The 17,660-nt window shown below is 76.0% G+C and carries 13 protein-coding genes; 7 read left to right on the top strand and 6 right to left on the bottom strand.

What is annotated here, in order from left to right:
- The gene (fdh, locus tag KLI87_RS35515) at positions 1–3,252 is read left to right on the top strand and encodes a formate dehydrogenase (RefSeq protein ID WP_214620523.1); all 3,252 of its coding nucleotides are present in this window, start codon (positions 1–3) and stop codon (positions 3,250–3,252) included.
- A 57-nt stretch (positions 3,253–3,309) separates the two neighbouring features.
- On the opposite strand, the gene selD is transcribed toward fdh, so the two are convergent.
- From selD to selA, 3 genes are read right to left on the bottom strand one after another with little or no spacing between them, the layout of a single operon-like run.
- Positions 3,310–4,323, bottom strand: a complete 1,014-nt coding sequence (gene selD, locus KLI87_RS35510; RefSeq protein ID WP_214620522.1) for a selenide, water dikinase SelD — start codon at positions 4,321–4,323, stop codon at positions 3,310–3,312.
- Positions 4,320–6,101, bottom strand: coding sequence for a selenocysteine-specific translation elongation factor (locus tag KLI87_RS35505; protein ID WP_214620521.1), 1,782 nt, complete (start codon positions 6,099–6,101; stop codon positions 4,320–4,322). Before KLI87_RS35505 ends, selD begins: the two co-directional genes overlap by 4 nt.
- Entirely contained in the window at positions 6,102–7,421 is a 1,320-nt protein-coding gene (gene selA / locus KLI87_RS35500; RefSeq protein WP_214620520.1) for an L-seryl-tRNA(Sec) selenium transferase, read from the bottom strand. It lies immediately after the preceding gene.
- A 67-nt stretch (positions 7,422–7,488) separates the two neighbouring features.
- Here selA and KLI87_RS35495 point away from each other — a divergent pair, with 67 nt between their 5' ends.
- From KLI87_RS35495 to KLI87_RS35485, 3 genes are all read left to right on the top strand, one after another.
- Positions 7,489–8,007 carry a MarR family winged helix-turn-helix transcriptional regulator gene (locus KLI87_RS35495; protein ID WP_214620519.1) on the top strand — a complete coding sequence of 173 codons (519 nt, stop codon included), beginning with the start codon at positions 7,489–7,491 and terminating at the stop codon, positions 8,005–8,007.
- Positions 8,004–8,864, top strand: coding sequence for an EamA family transporter (locus KLI87_RS35490; RefSeq protein ID WP_214620518.1), 861 nt, complete (start codon positions 8,004–8,006; stop codon positions 8,862–8,864). Before KLI87_RS35495 ends, KLI87_RS35490 begins: the two co-directional genes overlap by 4 nt.
- 92 nt (positions 8,865–8,956) lie before the next feature.
- Positions 8,957–10,132: an MFS transporter gene (locus KLI87_RS35485; RefSeq protein WP_214620517.1), complete on the top strand. Its 1,176-nt coding sequence runs from the start codon at positions 8,957–8,959 to the stop codon at positions 10,130–10,132.
- Here the strand turns inward: KLI87_RS35485 and KLI87_RS35480 are convergent.
- On the bottom strand, positions 10,101–13,166 hold the full coding sequence (locus KLI87_RS35480; RefSeq protein WP_214620516.1) for a BTAD domain-containing putative transcriptional regulator: 3,066 nt from the start codon (positions 13,164–13,166) through the stop codon (positions 10,101–10,103). The two genes, KLI87_RS35485 and KLI87_RS35480, sit on opposite strands and share 32 nt — an antisense overlap.
- A gap of 80 nt (positions 13,167–13,246) precedes the next feature.
- On the opposite strand from KLI87_RS35480, the gene KLI87_RS35475 reads away from it, so the two are divergent.
- Positions 13,247–14,119, top strand: a complete 873-nt coding sequence (locus KLI87_RS35475) for an NAD(P)-dependent oxidoreductase (RefSeq protein ID WP_214620515.1) — start codon at positions 13,247–13,249, stop codon at positions 14,117–14,119.
- Here the strand turns inward: KLI87_RS35475 and KLI87_RS35470 are convergent.
- On the bottom strand, positions 14,116–14,661 hold the full coding sequence (locus KLI87_RS35470) for a hypothetical protein (protein ID WP_156217961.1): 546 nt from the start codon (positions 14,659–14,661) through the stop codon (positions 14,116–14,118). The two genes, KLI87_RS35475 and KLI87_RS35470, sit on opposite strands and share 4 nt — an antisense overlap.
- A 209-nt stretch (positions 14,662–14,870) precedes the next feature.
- Between KLI87_RS35470 and KLI87_RS35465 the strand changes: the two genes are divergently transcribed.
- A complete protein-coding gene (locus tag KLI87_RS35465; RefSeq protein WP_214620514.1) occupies positions 14,871–16,310 on the top strand; it encodes a hypothetical protein in 1,440 nt (479 codons plus the stop codon).
- 15 nt (positions 16,311–16,325) lie between these two features.
- On the opposite strand, the gene KLI87_RS41755 is transcribed toward KLI87_RS35465, so the two are convergent.
- Entirely contained in the window at positions 16,326–17,120 is a 795-nt protein-coding gene (locus KLI87_RS41755) for an IPT/TIG domain-containing protein (RefSeq protein ID WP_156217959.1), read from the bottom strand.
- Between the two features lie 200 nt (positions 17,121–17,320).
- Here KLI87_RS41755 and KLI87_RS35455 point away from each other — a divergent pair, with 200 nt between their 5' ends.
- Positions 17,321–17,641: a hypothetical protein gene (locus tag KLI87_RS35455; protein ID WP_156217958.1), complete on the top strand. Its 321-nt coding sequence runs from the start codon at positions 17,321–17,323 to the stop codon at positions 17,639–17,641.
- The last annotated feature ends 19 nt before the right edge of the window (positions 17,642–17,660 follow it).

Raw genomic sequence — 17,660 nt, 5'->3', positions numbered from 1 at the left:
ATGGGCGTTCGCCGCTGGATCGGGTCGTGGCCCGTCTACCGGCAGGCCACCGGGTCCGATCCGCTCGGCCGCGGCGCCGCCGCCAAGAGCGCGGGCAGCGAGCGGCTGACCGCGCGGGTGAGCACCGCCGACCGGGTCGTGAAGTCCGTCTGCCCCTACTGCGCGGTCGGCTGCGGCCAGAACGTGTACGTCCAGGACGGGAAGGTCACCCAGATCGAGGGCGACCCCGACTCCCCGGTGAGCCGGGGGCGGCTGTGCCCGAAGGGCTCGGCGAGCCTCCAGCTGACGACCGGCCCGGCGCGGGAGCGGAAGGTGCTCTACCGGCGCCCGCACGGCACCGAGTGGGAGCCGCTCGACCTCGACGAGGCGATGGACATGATCGCCGACCGGGTGATCGCGGCCCGGCGCGAGGGATGGCAGTGGGAGGACGACGGGGTCCGCGTCCGGCGGACGCTCGGCCTCGCGAGTCTCGGCGGCGCCACCCTCGACAACGAGGAGAACTACCTGATCAAGAAGCTGTTCACCGCGCTCGGCGCGGTGCAGATCGAGAACCAGGCCCGTATTTGACACTCCTCCACCGTTCCCGGTCTGGGAACCTCGTTCGGACGCGGCGGCGCGACCACCTTCCAGCAGGATCTGCGCAACTCCGACTGCATCGTCGTGCAGGGCTCGAACATGGCCGAGTGCCATCCGGTCGGGTTCCAGTGGGTGATGGAGGCGAAGGCGCGCGGCGCGAAGCTGATCCACGTCGACCCCCGGTTCACCCGCACGAGCGCGGTCGCGGACGTCCACGTCCCGCTGCGCGCGGGCAGTGACATCGCGTTCCTCGGCGGGATCATCAACCACGTCCTCAAGAACGAGAAGTACTTCCGCGACTACGTGGTCGCCTACACGAACGCGCCGATGATCCTCTCCGAGGATTTCCGCGACACCGAGGACCTGGACGGCGTGTTCTCCGGCCTGCGCCCGGACTCGCGCAGCTACGACCCGAGCACGTGGCAGTACGCGGGCCTGGAGGTCCAGTCGGCCGCCGGGGAGCGGGACGAGGAGTACGAGGACCGCGTCGAGGCGGTCGCGGAGGCCGGACGCGGCGAGGCGCACGGTTCGGGCGGCGCGGACATCGGCGAGGGCGAGCCGGAGCGCGACCTGACGCTGGAGCATCCGCGCTGCGTTTTCCAGGTGCTGAAGCGGCACTTCGCCCGCTACACGCCGGAGATGGTGGAGCGGATCTGCGGCGTCCCGCCCGCGCTGTTCCAGCAGGTGTGCGACCTCGTCAGCGAGAACTCCGGGCGCGACCGGACGACCGCGTTCGCCTACGCGGTCGGCTGGACGCAGCACACGGTGGGCGTCCAGTACATCCGGGCGGCGTCGATCCTCCAGACGCTGCTCGGCAACATCGGGCGCCCCGGCGGCGGGATCCTGGCGCTGCGCGGGCACGCGTCCATCCAGGGCTCGACCGACATCCCGACGCTGTTCAACCTGCTGCCCGGGTACATCCCGATGCCGCACGCGCACACCAACGAGAACCTGGACGCGTTCATCGAGGCGGAGGCTGCGCACAAAGGCTTCTGGGGCGACATGCGCTCCTACTTCGTGAGCCTGCTCAAGTCGTACTGGGGGGACGCGGCCACGGCCGACAACGACTTCCGGTTCGACTACCTGCCCCGGCTGACCGGCACCCACAGCACCTACGAGACCGCGATGGCGCAGATCGACGGGGTGTGCAAGGGCTACTTCCTGCTGGGCGAGAACCCGGCGGTCGGGTCGGCCAACGCCAAGATCCAGCGGCTCGGCATGGCGAACCTGGACTGGCTGGTCGTCCGCGACTTCTCGCTGATCGAGTCCGCGACGTGGTGGCAGGACGGCCCCGAGGTCGAGACCGGCGAGACGCGGCCCGAGGACATCGGCACCGAGGTGTTCTTCCTGCCCGCCGCCGCGCACACCGAGAAGGACGGCAGCTTCACCAACACCCAGCGGATGCTCCAGTGGCACAGCCAGGCCGTCGAACCGGCCGGGGACATCCGCAGCGACCTGTGGTTCACCTACCACCTCGGCCGGATCATCCGGGAGAAGCTCGCCGGGTCCGAGGACGAGATGGACCGTCCCCTGCTGGACCTGACCTGGGACTACCCCACGCACGGCGACCTCGCCGAGCCGGACGCCGAGGCCGTGCTCGCCGAGATCAACGGCCGGGACGCGGAGGGGAGGCCGATCTCGGCCTACACCCAGCTGAAGCCCGACGGGTCCACCTCGTGCGGGTGCTGGATCTACGCGGGCGTGTACGCGGACGGCGTCAACCAGGCCGCGCGCCGCAAGCCCGGCCGCGACCAGAGCTGGGTGGCGCCCGAGTGGGGCTGGGCGTGGCCCGCGAACCGGCGCGTCCTGTACAACCGCGCGTCCGCCGACCCCGACGGCAGACCGTGGAGCGAACGCAAGGCGCTCATCTGGTGGGACGCCGAGCAGGGCAGGTGGACGGGCCACGACGTGCCCGACTTCGTCGCCGACCGCCCGCCCGGCTACCGGCCGCCGCCGGGCGCGCGGGGGCCCGACGCCCTCGCCGGCGACGACCCGTTCATCATGCAGGCCGACGGCAAGGCGTGGCTGCACGTCCCGGCGGGCCTCGTGGACGGGCCGCTCCCCGCGCACTACGAGCCGCAGGAGTCGCCGTTCACGAACCCGCTGTACGGGCAGCAGCGCAACCCCGTCCGGCACCTGCTGAAACCGCATCCCGACGACCGGTCGGCGCCGAGCGGCGCCGACCCCGGCTCGGAGGTGTTCCCGTACGTGGCGACGACCTACCGGCTGACCGAGCACCACACGGCGGGCGGCATGTCGCGCTGGCAGCCCTACCTGGCCGAGCTGCAACCGGAGTTCTTCTGCGAGGTCTCGCCCGGGCTGGCGGACGAGCGGGGCCTGGAGCACGGCGGCTGGGCCACGATCGTGTCGGCGCGCGGCGTGATCGAGGCGCGGGTCATGGTCACGGCGCGGATGGCGCCGCTCACCGTGGACGGCCGGACGCTGCACCAGGTCGGCCTGCCCTACCACTGGGGGCCGAACGGCCTCAGCACCGGCGACGCCGCCAACGAGCTGCTGCACCTCGTCCTGGACCCGAACACCCATATCCAGGAGGCGAAGGCGCTCGCCTGCGACATCCGGCCGGGGCGCCGCCCGCGCGGGCCGGACGCCCTCGCGCTCCTGCGCGCCTACCGCGAGCGCGCCGGGATCACCGACCGGACCGGCACGCGGATGTGACCCGGGCGCGGGTCGGCGGACCACGATCCAGCGGACCACGAATCAGCGGACCACGAATCAGCGGACCACGATGGCGTGCTCACCGGCGGGCACCAGCTCGCCGATGACGGGCGCGCCGGGGATCTCGCCCGCGACGAGCAGGCCGCCGGAGGTCTGGGCGTCGGCGAGCAGCAGCCGCGTGACCTCGTCGGCCGCGCCGAAGTCGGTGTGCGGGGCGACCCAGTCGAGGTTGCGGCGGGTGCCGCCGCTGACGTAGCCCGCGCGGGCGGACTCGCGCGCCCCGTGCAGGTAGGGGACGGCGGCGGAGTCGAGCACGGCGGTCACCCCGGACGCGCGGGCCAGCTTGTACAGGTGCCCGAGCAGCCCGAACCCGGTGACGTCGGTGGCGCAGACGGCGCCCGCGTCGAGCGCGGCCGCGCAGGCGGCCCGGTTCAGCTCGGCCATCGTCTCCACGGCGTGCTCGAACACCTCGCCGGTCGCCTTGTGGCGGTTATTCAGGACGCCGACGCCGAGCGGCTTGGTCAGCGTCAGCGGCATCCCCGGCCGGCCCCGGTCGTTGCGGAGCAGCAGGTCGGGGTCGGCGACGCCGGTCACCGCCATCCCGTACTTCGGCTCGACGTCGTCCACGCTGTGGCCGCCGCCGACCAGGCAGCCCGCCTCGGTCGCGACGTGCAGGCCGCCGCGCAGCACCTCGCGGGCCAGCTCGAAGGGGAGCGCGTCGCGCGGCCAGGCGAGCAGGTTCACCGCGACGAGCGGGCGGCCGCCGACCGCGTACACGTCGGAGAGCGCGTTGGCGGCGGCGATCCGCCCCCAGTCGTAGGGGTCGTCGACGACGGGGGTGAAGAAGTCGGCGGTGGCGACGGCGGCGAGGCCGTCCGCGGCGCCCGGCAGCCGGACCACGGCCGCGTCGTCGCCGGTGTCGAACCCGATCAGCAGCTCCGCCCGGGGGGCGGGGGAGGCGAGCGCGGCGAGGCGGCCCACGACCTCCTCCAGCTCGCCCGGCGGGATCTTGGAGGCGCAGCCCCCGCCGCTCGCGTAGCCGGTGAGCCGCTGATGGTCGATCGTCGTCATGGTGTCCTTTCGGGGTGAACGCGGCAACGCCGCCGGAGGTCGTCCACCCGTACGGTGTACCCGCGCGCGTCGAGATGCTCCATGAGCGGGACGGCGACGCGACGAGTGGTACCCAGCGTGCGCCGAGCGTCACTGACCGTGAAGGGCCGGCCCAGTCCCGCGAGGATCCCGGCGGCCCGCTCGTCCGCGCCCGGCAGCAGCACGATCCCGTCGGCGATCCGCAGCAGCGCGCCCGCCGCCGCCGCCGCCGCGAGCAGCTTCGGGGTGAGGCCGAGGTCGGCGAGCCGGCCCGCGTCGGGCGCGCGGAACGGGTCGTCCGCGAGGTCGCGCCGGACGGCGTCCACCGCCGCCTGGACGGGCGGCGGCAGCGCGGGCGCGGTGGCGCTGCCGTAGATCCGGCCGCCGCGCGTCCGCAGCGCGGCCCGCGCGGCCAGCGCCTCGACGAGGGCGCGGTCGGGCAGGCCGAGCGCGTGGCGGGCGGCGTCGGCGGGCATCCCGGGGTCGGTCGGGTGGCGGGCCGCGTGCTCCTCGACGACCGCGGCGAGCCGGTCGCCGAGCGCGGCCCAGTGGCCGGGGTCGGCGAGCCAGTCCCCCGCGACCGGCTCCGACGGCGCCGGGACGCCCATCGCGACCAGGTCGGGGCGGCGGACCAGGCCGCGGCGGCGCAGCTCGTCCGCCCCGTCGGGGACACCGGTCATGGCCGCCAGCTCGCGCGCCCGCGCCGCCGCCGCGCCGCGCCGCGCGAACCGGCCCGGCCGGACGTCCAGCACCGTGACGCCCGCCGGGACGCGGTGCCGCCCCGGGTCGCGCAGCAACGCGGCGTCGCCGACGCGCAGGGGCAGCGGCCGGGCGAGCGTCAGCCGCGCCGTGTCGCCGCCGAGCGGGCGGACGCGCACCGGCACGGCCGCCGTCCCCACGTACAGCGTCAGCTCCCTCGGCAGGTCGGGGGACGCGTCGCCGCGCAGCCGGACGTCGATCACGTCGGCGGTGAGCCAGCGCTCCGGCGCCAGGAGCGCGTCGCCGCGCCGCAGCCCGTCGGCGCCGCCGTGCAGGTTGACGGCGACGCGGGCGACGCCGCCGACCTCGGCCCGGTCGCGTTTGAGGCTTTGCAGGCCCCGCACGCGGTAGCGGCCGCCGCCGGTCGCGGACGCGAGGCGGTCGCCGACGCGGATCGTTCCGGCGCCGAGCGTGCCGGTCACGACCGTGCCCCGGCCCTGGACGGTGAACACCCGGTCCACCCAGAGGCGCACGTCCGCGCCCGGGTCGGGCGGGGGCAGCGCGCCGGTCAGCCGGTGGAGGGCGGCACGCAGGCCGTCCATGCCGTGGCCGGTGACGCCGCTGACCGCCGCGTCCTCGACCTCGCCGAGGGATGTGGCGGCGATCCGGGACAGCGCGTCGTCGCGGACGCGGGCGGCGGCGCCCGGTTCGGCGAGGTCCGCGCGCGAGACGACGAGCAGCCCGTGCCGCACGCCGAACGCGTCCAGCACCTCCAGGTGCTCGGCGGACTGCCGCTGCCAGCCCTGGTCGGCGGCGACCACGAACATCACCGCCGGGACGGGCCCCACGCCCGCGAGCATCGTGGTGACGAGCCGCTCGTGCCCCGGCACGTCCACGAACGCGAGCGGGGCCCCGGCGAGTTCGGTCCAGGCGAAGCCCAGCTCGATCGTCAGGCCGCGGCGCCGCTCCTCCTCCAGCCGGTCGGGCTCCATCCCGGTGAGCGCCCTGACCAGCGTCGACTTGCCGTGGTCGACGTGGCCGGCGGTGGCGACGACATGCATTCAGATCCCTTTCCGGGCGCTCACCGCCGCGTGGATGTCGGTGTCCCGCGCTTCGGGGACGGCGCGCAGGTCGAGCAGGCACCGGCCGTCCTCCACCCGTCCCATGACCGCCGGGTCGCCCCGGCGGAGCCGCGCCGCGTAGGGCTCCGGCAGCGACACCGCCGCGCTCGGCAGCACGACGCCCGGCGCGCCGCCGCCGCCGACGGCGGCCTCGCTGGCCACGGCGCGCGCGTCCACGCCCTCGTCGCGGAGCGCGGCGGCGAGCCGCTCCGCCCGGTCGCGCAGCACGGCGGCGTCGGCGTGCAGGGCCTCGGCGGTGGGCGTGCGCGGGCCCCGGAGCGTCGCCTCCAGCGCCGCGAGCGTCATCTTGTCGACGCGCAGCGCCCGCGCCAGCGGATGCCGCGCCATCCGCCGCACGAGGTCGTCGCGGCCGAGGACGATCCCGCACTGCGGGCCGCCGAGCAGCTTGTCGCCCGAGGCCGTGACGAGGTCGGCGCCCGCCGCGAGCCGTCCGGAGGCGTCGGGCTCGTCCGGCAGCAGCGGGTCGGGGGCGAGCAGCCCGGAGCCGATGTCGACGACGACCGGGACGCCGAGGCCGGTCAGCTCCGCCACCTCGGCCTCGCGCGTGAACCCGGTCATCAGGAAGTTGGACGGGTGGACCTTCAGCACGAAGCCCGTCTCGGCGCCGACCGCCGCCGCGTAGTCCTCGGGCGAGGTGCGGTTGGTGGTGCCGACCTCCCGCAGCCGCGCGCCGGTCGCGGCGAGCAGTTCGGGGATGCGGAAGCCGTCGCCGATCTCCACCAGCTCGCCCCGGCTGACGATGATCTCCCGGCCGGGGGCGAGCGCGGTCGCGGCCAGCACGAGCGCCGCCGCGCCGTTGTTGACGATGTGCGCGGCCCCGGCGGGCGGCACCCGCTCCAGCAGCGCGGCCAGCGCCGACCGGCCGCGCCGCGCCCGCGTCCCGGTCGCCAGGTCGAGTTCGACGTCGGTCGCGCCGGAGGCGAGCAGGACGGCCTCCCGCGCCGCCGCCGACAGCGGCGCCCGCCCGAGGTTGGTGTGCAGCAGGACGCCGGTCGCGTTGACCACGGCCCGCAGCCCCGACGCGGTGCCCGGCAGCGCCGCGACCGCCGCGTCCGCCACGGTGTCCACCGGGATCTCGCCCGCCCGCGCCCGCCGCTGCGCGGTGACCACGGCCGCCTTCACGACGCCGCGGCCGAGCCGGCCGGCCGCGGCGGTGAGGCGCGGGTCGGCGAGCAGCACGTCGGTGCGGGGGATGCGCCGCCGTCCGTCTCCGGGAGTGACCGGTGCCTCACGCTCCATGCCGCCAGCATCGCACGCCCGGACGCGCGGGTTGCGTTCCGCCCGGCCCGCTTGTTATGCATGAGTCATGCATGAACGCCTGGCGAACCTGCTCGGGGCCACCGCGCTGGCGGTGACCGACCTCGTGCTCGCCGAGGCCACCGAGGCGGCCGGGGTGAGCGCGAGCGGCGCCGCGGCGCTGATCGTGCTGTCGGCCGCGCCCGGCCTCGGCGTCACCGAACTCGGGCGGCGGGTCGGCCTCACCCAGTCCGCCGCCGCGCGCATGGTGGACGGGCTGGAGGCGGCGGGCCTCGCCGAACGCCGCCGGTCCGGGGGGCGCGCGGTCCACGTCCGCCTCACCCGGCGGGGCGGGGAGGCGGCGGCGCGGATGCTCGGCGCCCGCGCCGCCCCGCTCGCCGGAACGCTCACGGTCCTTGGGGACGACGAGCGCGAGGCGCTGACCGCGCTGCTGTCGAAGCTGCTCACCCGCCTGTACGGGCAGATCGGCGACGCCGATGTCCTGTGCCGCATGTGCGACCGGGCCTGCTGCACCGAGGGCGCCGTCTGCCCCGTCGGCCAGGCCGAACGCGACGCGGCGGAACGGTGACGGGAGCCTGGGCCGCGCTGGGCTCGGCGTTCGCCTACGGCGTCGCCGACGTGGCGGGCGGGCTGCTGTCGCGGCGCGCGGGGTTCGCGGGCGTCGCGCTGCTCGGCCAGCTCGGCGGCCTCGCCTGCGCGCTGGTCGCCGCGCTGCTCGTGCCCGCGCCGGGCGTCACCGCCGCCGACCTCGGCTGGGGCGCGCTCTCCGGCGTCGGGACGGGCTTCGGCATGGTGTTCCTCTACCGGGGGCTCAGCCGGGGGCACATGAGCGTGACGGTGCCGGTCAGCGCGGTCGGCGGGGTGGCGCTGCCGGTCGCCGCCGGGGTGGCCTTCCTCGGCGACCGCCCGACGGCGGCGGCCTGGACGGGGATCGCCGTGGTGCTGCCCGCGCTGTGGCTGGTGTCGCGGTCGGCGCCGGACGGCGAGGGGACCACCCGCCCGGCGGTCGTGAACGGGCTCCTCGCGGGAGCCGGGATCGGCGTGCAGTACCTCGCGCTCGCCCGGACGGGCGCGGACGCCGGGATCTGCCCCGTCGCGATCGGACGGGTCGCGGCGGTCCTCGCGATCGCCCCCGCCGCCTGGCCGGACGTCCGGGGCACGGAGGACGCGCGGCGGTTCCCGGCGGGCCGGGTCGCGGCCGGCTCGGCGCTGACCGGCGGGATCGCGGCGGCGGCGCTCGTCCTCTACCTGCTGGCCACGCGGCAGCAGCTCGTCGTCGTCGCGGTCGTGCTGTCCTCGCTGTACCCGGTGGTGCCGGTACTGCTCGGCGTCACCGCCCTGCGCGAGCGCCTCTCGGCCGCGCAGGCGGCCGGCCTCGTCGGCGCGGGTTCCGCCGTCGTCCTGCTGACGCTGCCGGGCCCTTAGCGGCGCACCGGTTCGGCGGCCGCGAACCGGCGCACCCGAGCGCCATGGAAATTGGTTATGCAGGGGATCATTCACCCCTTACGGTCAGCGGCATGAGCGAGCAGGTCCGGCCCGTCCGGGGGGCTCCGGTCACCCGCCCCCCACTCGTCAGCAGGCCGCTGGCCCTCTTGTTCGTCTCCACCTTCTGCGCGACGACGAGCTTCCACCTGCTGTTCTCGGTCGTCCCGATGTACGCGGCGTCCGGCGGGGCGGGGGACGGCGGGAACGGCGTCGCGGCCGGGCTGGCGACCGGCGCGCTGATGCTGTCGACCGTGGCGGCCGAGCTGGTCACGCCCGGACTCGTCCTCCGGTACGGCCCCCGGCGGGTCCTGGCGGTCGGCCTGGTGCTGCTCGGTCCGCCCGCGCTCGCGCTGCCGGCCTCGGCGGGCCTGCCGACGGTGCTCACGGTCAGCCTGGTGCGCGGGCTGGGCTTCGCGGTCATGGTCGTGGTGACGGGCGCGCTGGTGGCGTCGCTGGTCCCGGCGGAGCGGCGCGCCGAGGGCCTCGGCGTGTCCGGGATCGTCGTCGGCGTCCCGGCGGTGTGCGCGCTGCCGCTCGGCGTCTGGCTCGCCGGGCACGTCGGCTACACCTGCGTGTTCGCGGCGGGCGCGGTCGCGGCGCTGGCCGCGCTGCCGCCGCTGCTCGCGCTGCCCGGCCGCCCCTCCGGCGGGGAGGCGCGGGAGGAGGTGTTCGGGATGCTGGCCGGGCTGCGGTCCCCGGTGCTGCGGCGCATGGGGATCGTGTTCGCCGCGGCCGCGATGGGCGCGGGGATCGTTGTCACGTTCCTGCCGACGGCCGTCGGGGGCGTCGCGGCGGCGGCGCTGCTCGTCCAGGCGGCGGCCGCGACGCTGTCGCGCTGGTGGGCCGGACGGGTCGGGGACCGGCACGGCTCCCGGCGGCTCCTCGTCCCCGGGCTGCTGGCCGCGGGCACGGGCATGGCCGGGCTCGCCGCCACCGACAGCCCCGCCCTGGTCGTGGCCGCGATGGCGCTGTTCGGCGCGGGCTTCGGCGTCATGCAGAACGCGAGCCTCGCCGTCATGTACGACCAGGTGCCGCTCTCCGGGTACGGGACCGTCAGCGCCGTGTGGAACCTCGCCTTCGACGGCGGGATGGGCGTCGGCGGCACCGGGTTCGGGCTGGTCGCCGCGCAGACCGGCTACCCGCCCGCGTTCCTGCTGACCGGCGTGCTCATGCTGCTCACGCTCCCGCTGATGGTCCGCCGCTCCTGACCCGGGCCTCGACGCGCCGCTCGATGCCGTGCTCGATGCGCCGCTCGATGCGCTGGACGTCGCCGCGCTCGGCCGGGGGCAGCGGCGCCCCGGCGGCGGCGCGGGCGGCGGACGCGGCGTCCAGCGCCTCGGCGGCGTCCTCGACCCGCCCGGCGAGCGCGTGCGCCCCGGCCGTGCCCTCTAGGGCGAGCGCGACCGCGCGCGGGTGGCCGGTGGCGCGGGCCGCCGCGAGCCCCTCGGCGTGCAGCGCGAGGGCCGCGTCCGCGTCGCCGCGCAGCTCGGCGATGAACCCGAGTTCGGCGAGCAGGAACGCCAGGCCGGGCGCGCCGTCGATGGCGCGGCACCAGTCGAGCCAGCCGCGCAGCCGGGTCTCGGCCTCCTCCAGCCGTCCGCGCCGCCGTTCCGCGAGCGCCAGCCCGATGTCGGCGAAGTGCTCCGCCCGCCGGTGCGACTCGCGCACGGCCAGCCTCCGGCCGCGCTCGTGCAGGTCGTCGGCGCGTTCATGGTCGCCGGTGAGCAGCGCGATCCGGCCGAGGCGGGAGAGCCGCACGGACGCCTCGGTCCACAGGCCGAGCCCCTCGGCGTCGCGCAGCGCGTCCTCGTGCAGCGCGGCGGCGCGGGCGTAGTCGCCGGTCGCCTCCGCGATCAGGCCGAGCGTGTCGGAGACCTGGAGGCGCCCCCAGCGGTCGCCTTCCGCGCCGAACAGCTCCAGGGCGCGCGCGCCGTCGCGGGCCGCCGCGCCGGGATCGCCCCCGGCGACCGCCTGCGCGGCGCGGGTCGCGAGCGCCGCCGCCTCGCCCCAGCCGTCGCCGAGCGACCGGAACCCCTCCAGCGCGACGCCGGTCAGATCGTCGATCACCGCGAGGTCGCCGAACCCGGTCCGGGCGAAGCCGAGGAACCAGTGCGCCCAGGCCCTCCCCCACGGATCGTCCACGCCGCCGTCGGCGGCGTCGTAGGCGGCGAGCGCGGCCCGGCAGCGCGCGTCGCGGTCGGAGCCGTCGCCGTCGAGCATGGTGAAGCCGGCGTGCCAGGTCCGCGCCCTGGCCAGCGCGGCGGGCGCCCCTCCCGGGACGGCCAGGGCCTGCGCCAGCGCGCGGCACGCCTCGCTCGGACGGCCCCACAGGAACCAGCACCATCCCATGGCGTTCACGAGCCGCAGCGCGGAATCGGCGTCGCCCTCGTGGACGGCCGTGTCCAGCGCGGTCCTGAGGTTGCCCGTCTCCATGCGCATCCGGGTCAGGGCCTGCCGCTGGTCCGCGCCGCGCAGGCGGGTCTCGGCCTCTTCGGCGAGCGCCGTGTAGTAGCGGACGTGGCGGCGCCGCGTCTCCTCGTACTCCCCCGCCTCCCGCAGCCGCTCGACGCAGTACGCGGCGACCGACTCCAGCATGCGGTAGCGCGGGCCCTCCCCGACCACGACCAGCGACCGGTCCACGAGCCGCGCCAGGACCTCGACACCGCTCTGGGCGCTCACGCGCAGGGCCGCGTCGAGCGACGCGCCGCCCGTGTGGACGGCGAGGCGGCGCAGCATCGCCCGCTCGGCCTCGGCGAGCGGCTCGTAGCTCCAGTCGATGACCGCGCGCAGCGTCCGCTGCCGGGCGGGGGCGTCCCGGGCGCCCGAGGACAGCAGCCGGAACCGGTCGTCCAGCCGCCGCGCCAGCTCCTCCACGCCGAGCGCCCGCACGCGGGTGGCCGCCAGCTCCAGCGCCAGCGGGACCCCGTCGAGCCGCGCGCAGATCACCGCGACCGCCGCCGATCTCTCGGCGAGCCCGGCGCGCGCCGTGAACAGCTCCGCCGCCGCCTCGGCGGGCAGCGGCGCGACCGCGCGCAGCCGCTCGCCGCCGATCCCGAGCGGCTCCCGGCTCGTCGCGAGTATCCGCAGGTCGGGGACGTCGCGCAGCAGCGCCGCCGCCAGCCCCGCCACCGCCTCGACCACATGCTCGCAGTTGTCCAGGACGAGCAGCGCCCGCCTGCCGCGCAGCGCCCCGGCGAGCCGCCCCGCCGGGCCGCCCGGGATGCCCGCGTCCTCGCGCAGCCCCAGCACGCCCGCGACCAGCGTGGCGATCTCCTCGGCCGACGCGCCGGACGCGGCCCCCTCGTCCAGCGCGACCAGCCAGGCCGCGCCGGGGTGCCGCCGCGCCGCCGCGACCGCCAGCCGCGTCTTGCCGACGCCGCCGGGGCCGTGCAGCGTCACCAGCCGCGCGGCGCCCAGCAGGCCGGCGACGTCCCGCACGTCCGCGTCGCGGCCGATGAGCGGGCTCACCTCGGCGGGCAGGTTGGACGCCGCCGCCCCCGGCGCCTCGTCGTCCTGCCGCAGGATCGCGCGGTGCAGGGCGGTGAGCCCGGGGCCGGGGTCGGCGCCGAGGTCGTCGCGCAGCCTGCGGCGGTGCTCCTCGAAGGCCGCGAGCGCCTCGGCGGGACGGCCCGTCCGGTACAGGGCGCGCATGTGGGCGGCGCGGAGCCGCTCGCGCAGCGGATGCTCCGCCACCAGCGGGCGCAGCTCGGCGGCCAGGGCCTCGTGCCCGCCGAGGTCCAGCCGCGCCTCGGCCCGGCCTTCCACGGCCGAGAGGCGCAGCTCGTCCAGCCGCGCGACCTCGGGGGCGGCGAACGCCGCGTCCTCGAACCCGGCGTAGGCGGGCCCGCGCCACAGCCCGAGCGCCTCGTCCAGCAGCGCGGCGCGGACGGACGGCTCCGCCGCCTCCCGGCTCCGCGCCACCAGCTCCTCGAACCGCGCCGCGTCGCCGGCGCGGGCGTCCAGCCGGTAGCCGGGCGGCCGCGACTCCACCAGCGCGCGGGCGCCGGGCTCGGCGTCCTCCAGGGCGCGGCGGAGCTGGGAGACGCGCGCCTGGAGCGTCGCCGCCGGATTGGCGGGCAGCGCGTCCCCCCACAGGTCGTCGATCAGCCGCGCGGACGGGACGACCCGTCCCGCGTGCGCGAGCAGATCCGCCAGCAGCGCGCGCACCTTGAGGTCGGCGACCCGGACCGGCACGCCCTCCCCGGTCCGCACCTCCAGCGGACCGAGCACCCCGAAGCGCATACCGCCACCGTAATGCCGCCCGAAGGGTTCCCGAAGCGCGCCGTCCCAGGCTGGGGGCGACAACGAAAGGGAGACCCGATATGCAAACTCGAACGACGTCGGTGACGGTTCTCGGGCTGGGCCTGATGGGAGCGGCGCTGGCCGAGGCCCTGCTGAGGGACGGCCACACGGTCACGGTCTGGAACCGCTCCGCCGCCAAGGCGGCGCCGCTGGTCGAGAAGGGCGCCGTCCAGGCCCCGGACGCCGGTGCGGCGATCGCGGCGAGCCCGCTGGTGGTCGTGTGCCTGTCCGTCTACGCGAACGCGGAGGAGATCCTCGCGAGCGACGCCCTCGCGGGGCGCACGGTCGTCCAGCTCACCAGCGGCGCGCCCGACCAGGCCCGCGCGATGGCGGGCCTGGTCACCGGGCGCGGCGCCCGCTACCTCGACGGCGGGATCATGGCCGTCCCGCAGATGATCGGGGGCCCCGGCGCGCTGATCCTGTACTCCGGCGACGAGGACGCCTTCACCCGCCACAAGGACGTCCTCGCCGCGTTCGGCGAGGCGCGCCACGTGGGCGCCGACCCCGGCCTCGCGCCGCTGCTCGACTTCGCGCTGCTGGACGCGATGTACGGGATGTACGCGGGCGTCTACCACGCGATCGCGCTCGCCCGCTCCGGGGACGTCACGGCGTCGGAGTTCACGCCGATGATCACCGACTGGCTCGCGGCGATGATGCACGCGTTCCCCGAGCAGGCGCGGGCGCTGGACGCGGGCGAGTTCGGCACCGACGTCTCCAGCGTCGCGACCAGCCAGATCGCCTTCCCCACCCTCATCGAGACGAGCGTCCGGCAGGGCGTGGACCCCGCGCCGCTGCTGCCGATGCGCGACCTGCTCGACCGCGCCGTCGCCGACGGCCACGGCGCCGACGGCCTCCACCGCCTGATCCCGCTCCTTGAAACCGGGAGGGGCTAGGCGGGGGCGTTCGGGAGCAGGCCGGAGCTCTCCAGGTACTGGCGGCCCCGGGGTGTGATGTCCCACGCGTTGTGGCGCCATTCCTTGCGGCGCCACACGACGCCGGCCGACAGCAGCCTGCGGCCCACCCGGCTGATCTCGGTCTCGTCGGTGCCGAGTTCGGCGGCGAGCTGCTGGTTCGACAGGCCCTGCCGGCGCGCGACCGCGACGAGGAAGCGGGCCGCGTGACCGCCCGGCTGGAGCGCGAGCTGGAGACCGGACGGCAGCCGCCGCAGCGCCCAGTGCACGACGTCGATCAGGCCGAGGATGCGCCCGCGCTGCTCGCGCTGCGGGCCGTCCAGCGCCTCCACGTCGAGGTAGTGGCGGTGCAGCCACTGGAGCCCGTCCTGGCATTCGACCAGGGCGGGCTCGTCGGCGCTGAGCGAGGCGTCGGTGATCAGCATGCCGAGCGCGCTGAAGTGGCCGTCACTGATGATCTTGTTGTGCTCCATCGCGTCGATGAGACGCCGGACCTCGGCCCGGCGGTCGTCCCCAGTGCTCACGGCGGCTCCTCGGTCGCTGAACAGAAACCGGACCCCTTCAGGGTGCGCTCGATGCCAAGTGACTGTCAAGTGATGCTGGGCACGCTCCCCCACCGGCCACATGACTCTGTAGCGAATGCCACTGAAAGGCGGCGGTCACCGGAGTTACGATCGGGCCACCGTTCGTGACACACGCACGCCGTCCCCGGGGGCCGCCTATGACCGACCATGTGCCGGAATCCGCTCGCACCATCGGACCGGCCGACCTGTTCGTCCTGCTGTACGACGCCATCGGCGACGGCGTCTTCCAGGACTGGACGGCCACCCGCTGGTACGAGGACCCGCAGGTCCGGCAGGAGGCGGAGCGCATCGCCTCGACCGTCCTCGACACCGGCTCACTGCCCCCCGGGCAGGTCGAGGAGACCATCACCGAGCGCGGCGACCTCGGCCGGTTCGTGCTGCTGCTCGGGCTCGACATCGCGCTCGCGCACGCCAGCCCCTACGGGCCCTACTACGACGCCCCCCGGCTGACCGGGCTCCTGGTCACCTACCTGACCGAGGGCAGGCTGAACGGGCCGGAGACCTCCGGCGCGCTGCTGCCCCGCTGCGCCTTCCCCGGCCGCCCGCTCGGGCGCCGCTCCAAGGCCGAGTTCTTCGGCGTCCACCGCGTCCCGCAGGCCGAGTGGGAGCGGATCGACCACCGGGTGCTGCCCGCCGTCCACGACCCGCACTTCTCCCGGGACGCGCCGGTCCCGGTCGGCTGCGCGCCGGTGCTGGAGACCTTCGACGACATCGAGATCGAGTTCGAGGAACGGCTCGGCATGACCGTCTACCGGCTCCGCCCGATGGACTCGGCCGGGATCCGCTCCCGCATCAAGGCGATCGTCCGGCGGCTGGACGAGTCGGGCGCGCAGCTCGCGGTGATGCCCGAGTCCTCGCTGTCGGAGGCGCTGCTGGAGCACTGGAAGGAGGTCGCCTTCGACACCGCCGGGCGCGACCGCGACCGGCATCCGCTGCGGTTCCTGCTGGTCGGCACCGGCCCGGTCGGCGGCGGCGACCCGCCCCCGAACCGCGCCGTGCTCATCGACCGCTGGACGGGCCGGGAGCTGCTCGTCCAGGACAAGCTGTCGGGCTTCACGCTGGACGCGGCGCAGATGCGGCTGTGGCGGCTGCCGGACGCGCCGCGGGAGGGCACCGCCGAGGAGTACACCGCGACCGGCACCCGGGTCGCCGTGCTCGACTCCTCCCTCGGCCGGCTGGCCACGCTGATCTGCGAGGACCTCAGCCGCTCGATCGGCTGGGAGCGCGAGGTGCAGGCGTGCGGGGTGTCGCACCTGCTCGTCCCGATCTTCTCCAAGCCGATCATCGAGTACCGCTGGGAGCAGCAGGGCGCCGAGCGGCAGGTGTCGGGCCTCGGCAGCTGGGTCGTGGTGTCCAACAGCCTGGCCGTCGGCGCGGCGATCCCGGACGAGGACCTCCAGGGCACCCGCCACACCTGCCTGGTCGCCGGCCCCGCCGACCTGGAGCGCGCCGCCTACGGGACCGAGCTCCAGTTCGGCAGCGCCAGCACGGGCGCCGAGCTGGGCAGGCTCGCGACCGCCGAGCTGCCCCGCGTCCTGCCCGGCGCCGCCTACGACGTCTGGCACGCGCACCTGCCCGGCACGAAGTAGCGGCTCAGCAGCGCATCAGCCCACCGTGAAGGTGCCGGGGGCGGTGGCCGGGCCGCCGGGGGTATGGACGACGACGCGGCCGGTCGTGGCGCCCTCCGGCACCCTCGCCCGCAGCAGCGTGTCGGTGACGTCGGTGGCGGCCGCGTCCGCGTCGCCGAACCGGACGCCGGTCGCCGCCCCGAGGCCCGTGCCGTGGACCGTGACGACGGTCCCGACCGGGCCCGACCCCGGCTCGATCCGGGTGATCCGGGGCGGCAGCGCCTGGTCGCGGCCGGGCTGGGCGGGGGCGAACAGCGTCGCGAAGACCGCCCGCAGCTTCTCCGCCGTCTCCCGGGAGAACAACCCGACCAGCGCGGCGATCGCCGCGACGCCGTAGGGGTTGATCTCGGCCGACCCGCCCACCGGGCTCGTCAGCCCGCCGCGCAGCACGAGGTACACCACCAGCCCGAGCAGCGCGCCGACCAGCGGCAGGAACAGGTACATCATCAGCCAGCTCCGGCGCAGCGCGCGGTTCCCGACATACCAGTACAGCGAGCGCAGCGCGTGCACGACCGAGCCGAGCGCCCCGGCGGCCATCACCACGACGAACAGGCTCGCCTCCCGCGTCAGGTGCGGCGTCCAGCCCGGCAGGTGGACGGCGACCGTCTCCGGCTGGGGGCGCACCCGCCCGTCCGGCCCGATGCCGGGCGCGGACGGCCACGCCTGCACCAGCACGACCACCAGCACCACCACGTAGACCAGCAGGACGGCGGACGCGGCGACGATGTCCCGGGGACGGGCGTACTCGGATCCGACCGGCGACTCGGTCACGGCCCTCCTTCTGGGCGCGCCCTCGCAGCGCCCTCGCGACGCGTCCCCGGCCGGTAATCGACGCTGGACACTCCCTCGTTTCGCAGGCTGCTACCACAGCCCGCTTCCAGTTACCGGAAAGAGGACGTGCGGGTCTCGCGAACGACGGTGACCGAGCGTATGATCTGGGTCACATTTCCGACGACCAGATCGGTGTGCACATGTACGAGGCCGTCCCCCAGCAGCCCGTCTACCGCCCCGCCGCCTCTGACCACCTCGCGCTCGGCGTCGGCGCGGACGGCACCTACACGCTCGGCGGCCAGGTCGCCGCGTTCCTGCTCGGCGTGCTCACGATGCTCCTCTTCTTCCCCCTGATCGTGGTCGCCGCGCTGCTCTACACCCGCGCCGAGGAGCGGTTCGCGTCGGGCGAGGTGGAGCGCGGGCGCCGGCTGGTGATGTGGTCGTGGGTGTGCATCACGCCGCTGCCCGCCCTCGCCCTCGTCGGCGGGGCGCTGGCCGCGGTCGCCATGCTCGTCGGGTAGGCCGGAGGGGACCGGGTGG

Origin of the sequence: Actinomadura sp. NEAU-AAG7 (assembly GCF_018603865.1) — a bacterium.
GTDB classification, from domain to species: domain Bacteria; phylum Actinomycetota; class Actinomycetes; order Streptosporangiales; family Streptosporangiaceae; genus Spirillospora; species Spirillospora litoris.
The sequence above is the reverse complement of the archived record's forward strand: the minus strand, read 5'-3'. Positions and strand labels throughout refer to the sequence as shown.

Bases quoted from the DNA above. Each gene is read 5' to 3' on its own strand.
- selD (WP_214620522.1), bottom strand. From the start codon at position 4,323: ATGACGACGATCGACCATCAGCGGCTCACCGGCTACGCGAGCGGCGGG.
- KLI87_RS35505 (WP_214620521.1), bottom strand. From the start codon at position 6,101: ATGCATGTCGTCGCCACCGCCGGCCACGTCGACCACGGCAAGTCGACG.
- selA (WP_214620520.1), bottom strand. From the start codon at position 7,421: ATGGAGCGTGAGGCACCGGTCACTCCCGGAGACGGACGGCGGCGCATC.
- KLI87_RS35495 (WP_214620519.1), top strand. From the start codon at position 7,489: ATGCATGAACGCCTGGCGAACCTGCTCGGGGCCACCGCGCTGGCGGTG.
- KLI87_RS35485 (WP_214620517.1), top strand. From the start codon at position 8,957: ATGAGCGAGCAGGTCCGGCCCGTCCGGGGGGCTCCGGTCACCCGCCCC.
- KLI87_RS35480 (WP_214620516.1), bottom strand. From the start codon at position 13,166: ATGCGCTTCGGGGTGCTCGGTCCGCTGGAGGTGCGGACCGGGGAGGGC.
- KLI87_RS35475 (WP_214620515.1), top strand. From the start codon at position 13,247: ATGCAAACTCGAACGACGTCGGTGACGGTTCTCGGGCTGGGCCTGATG.
- KLI87_RS35455 (WP_156217958.1), top strand. From the start codon at position 17,321: ATGTACGAGGCCGTCCCCCAGCAGCCCGTCTACCGCCCCGCCGCCTCT.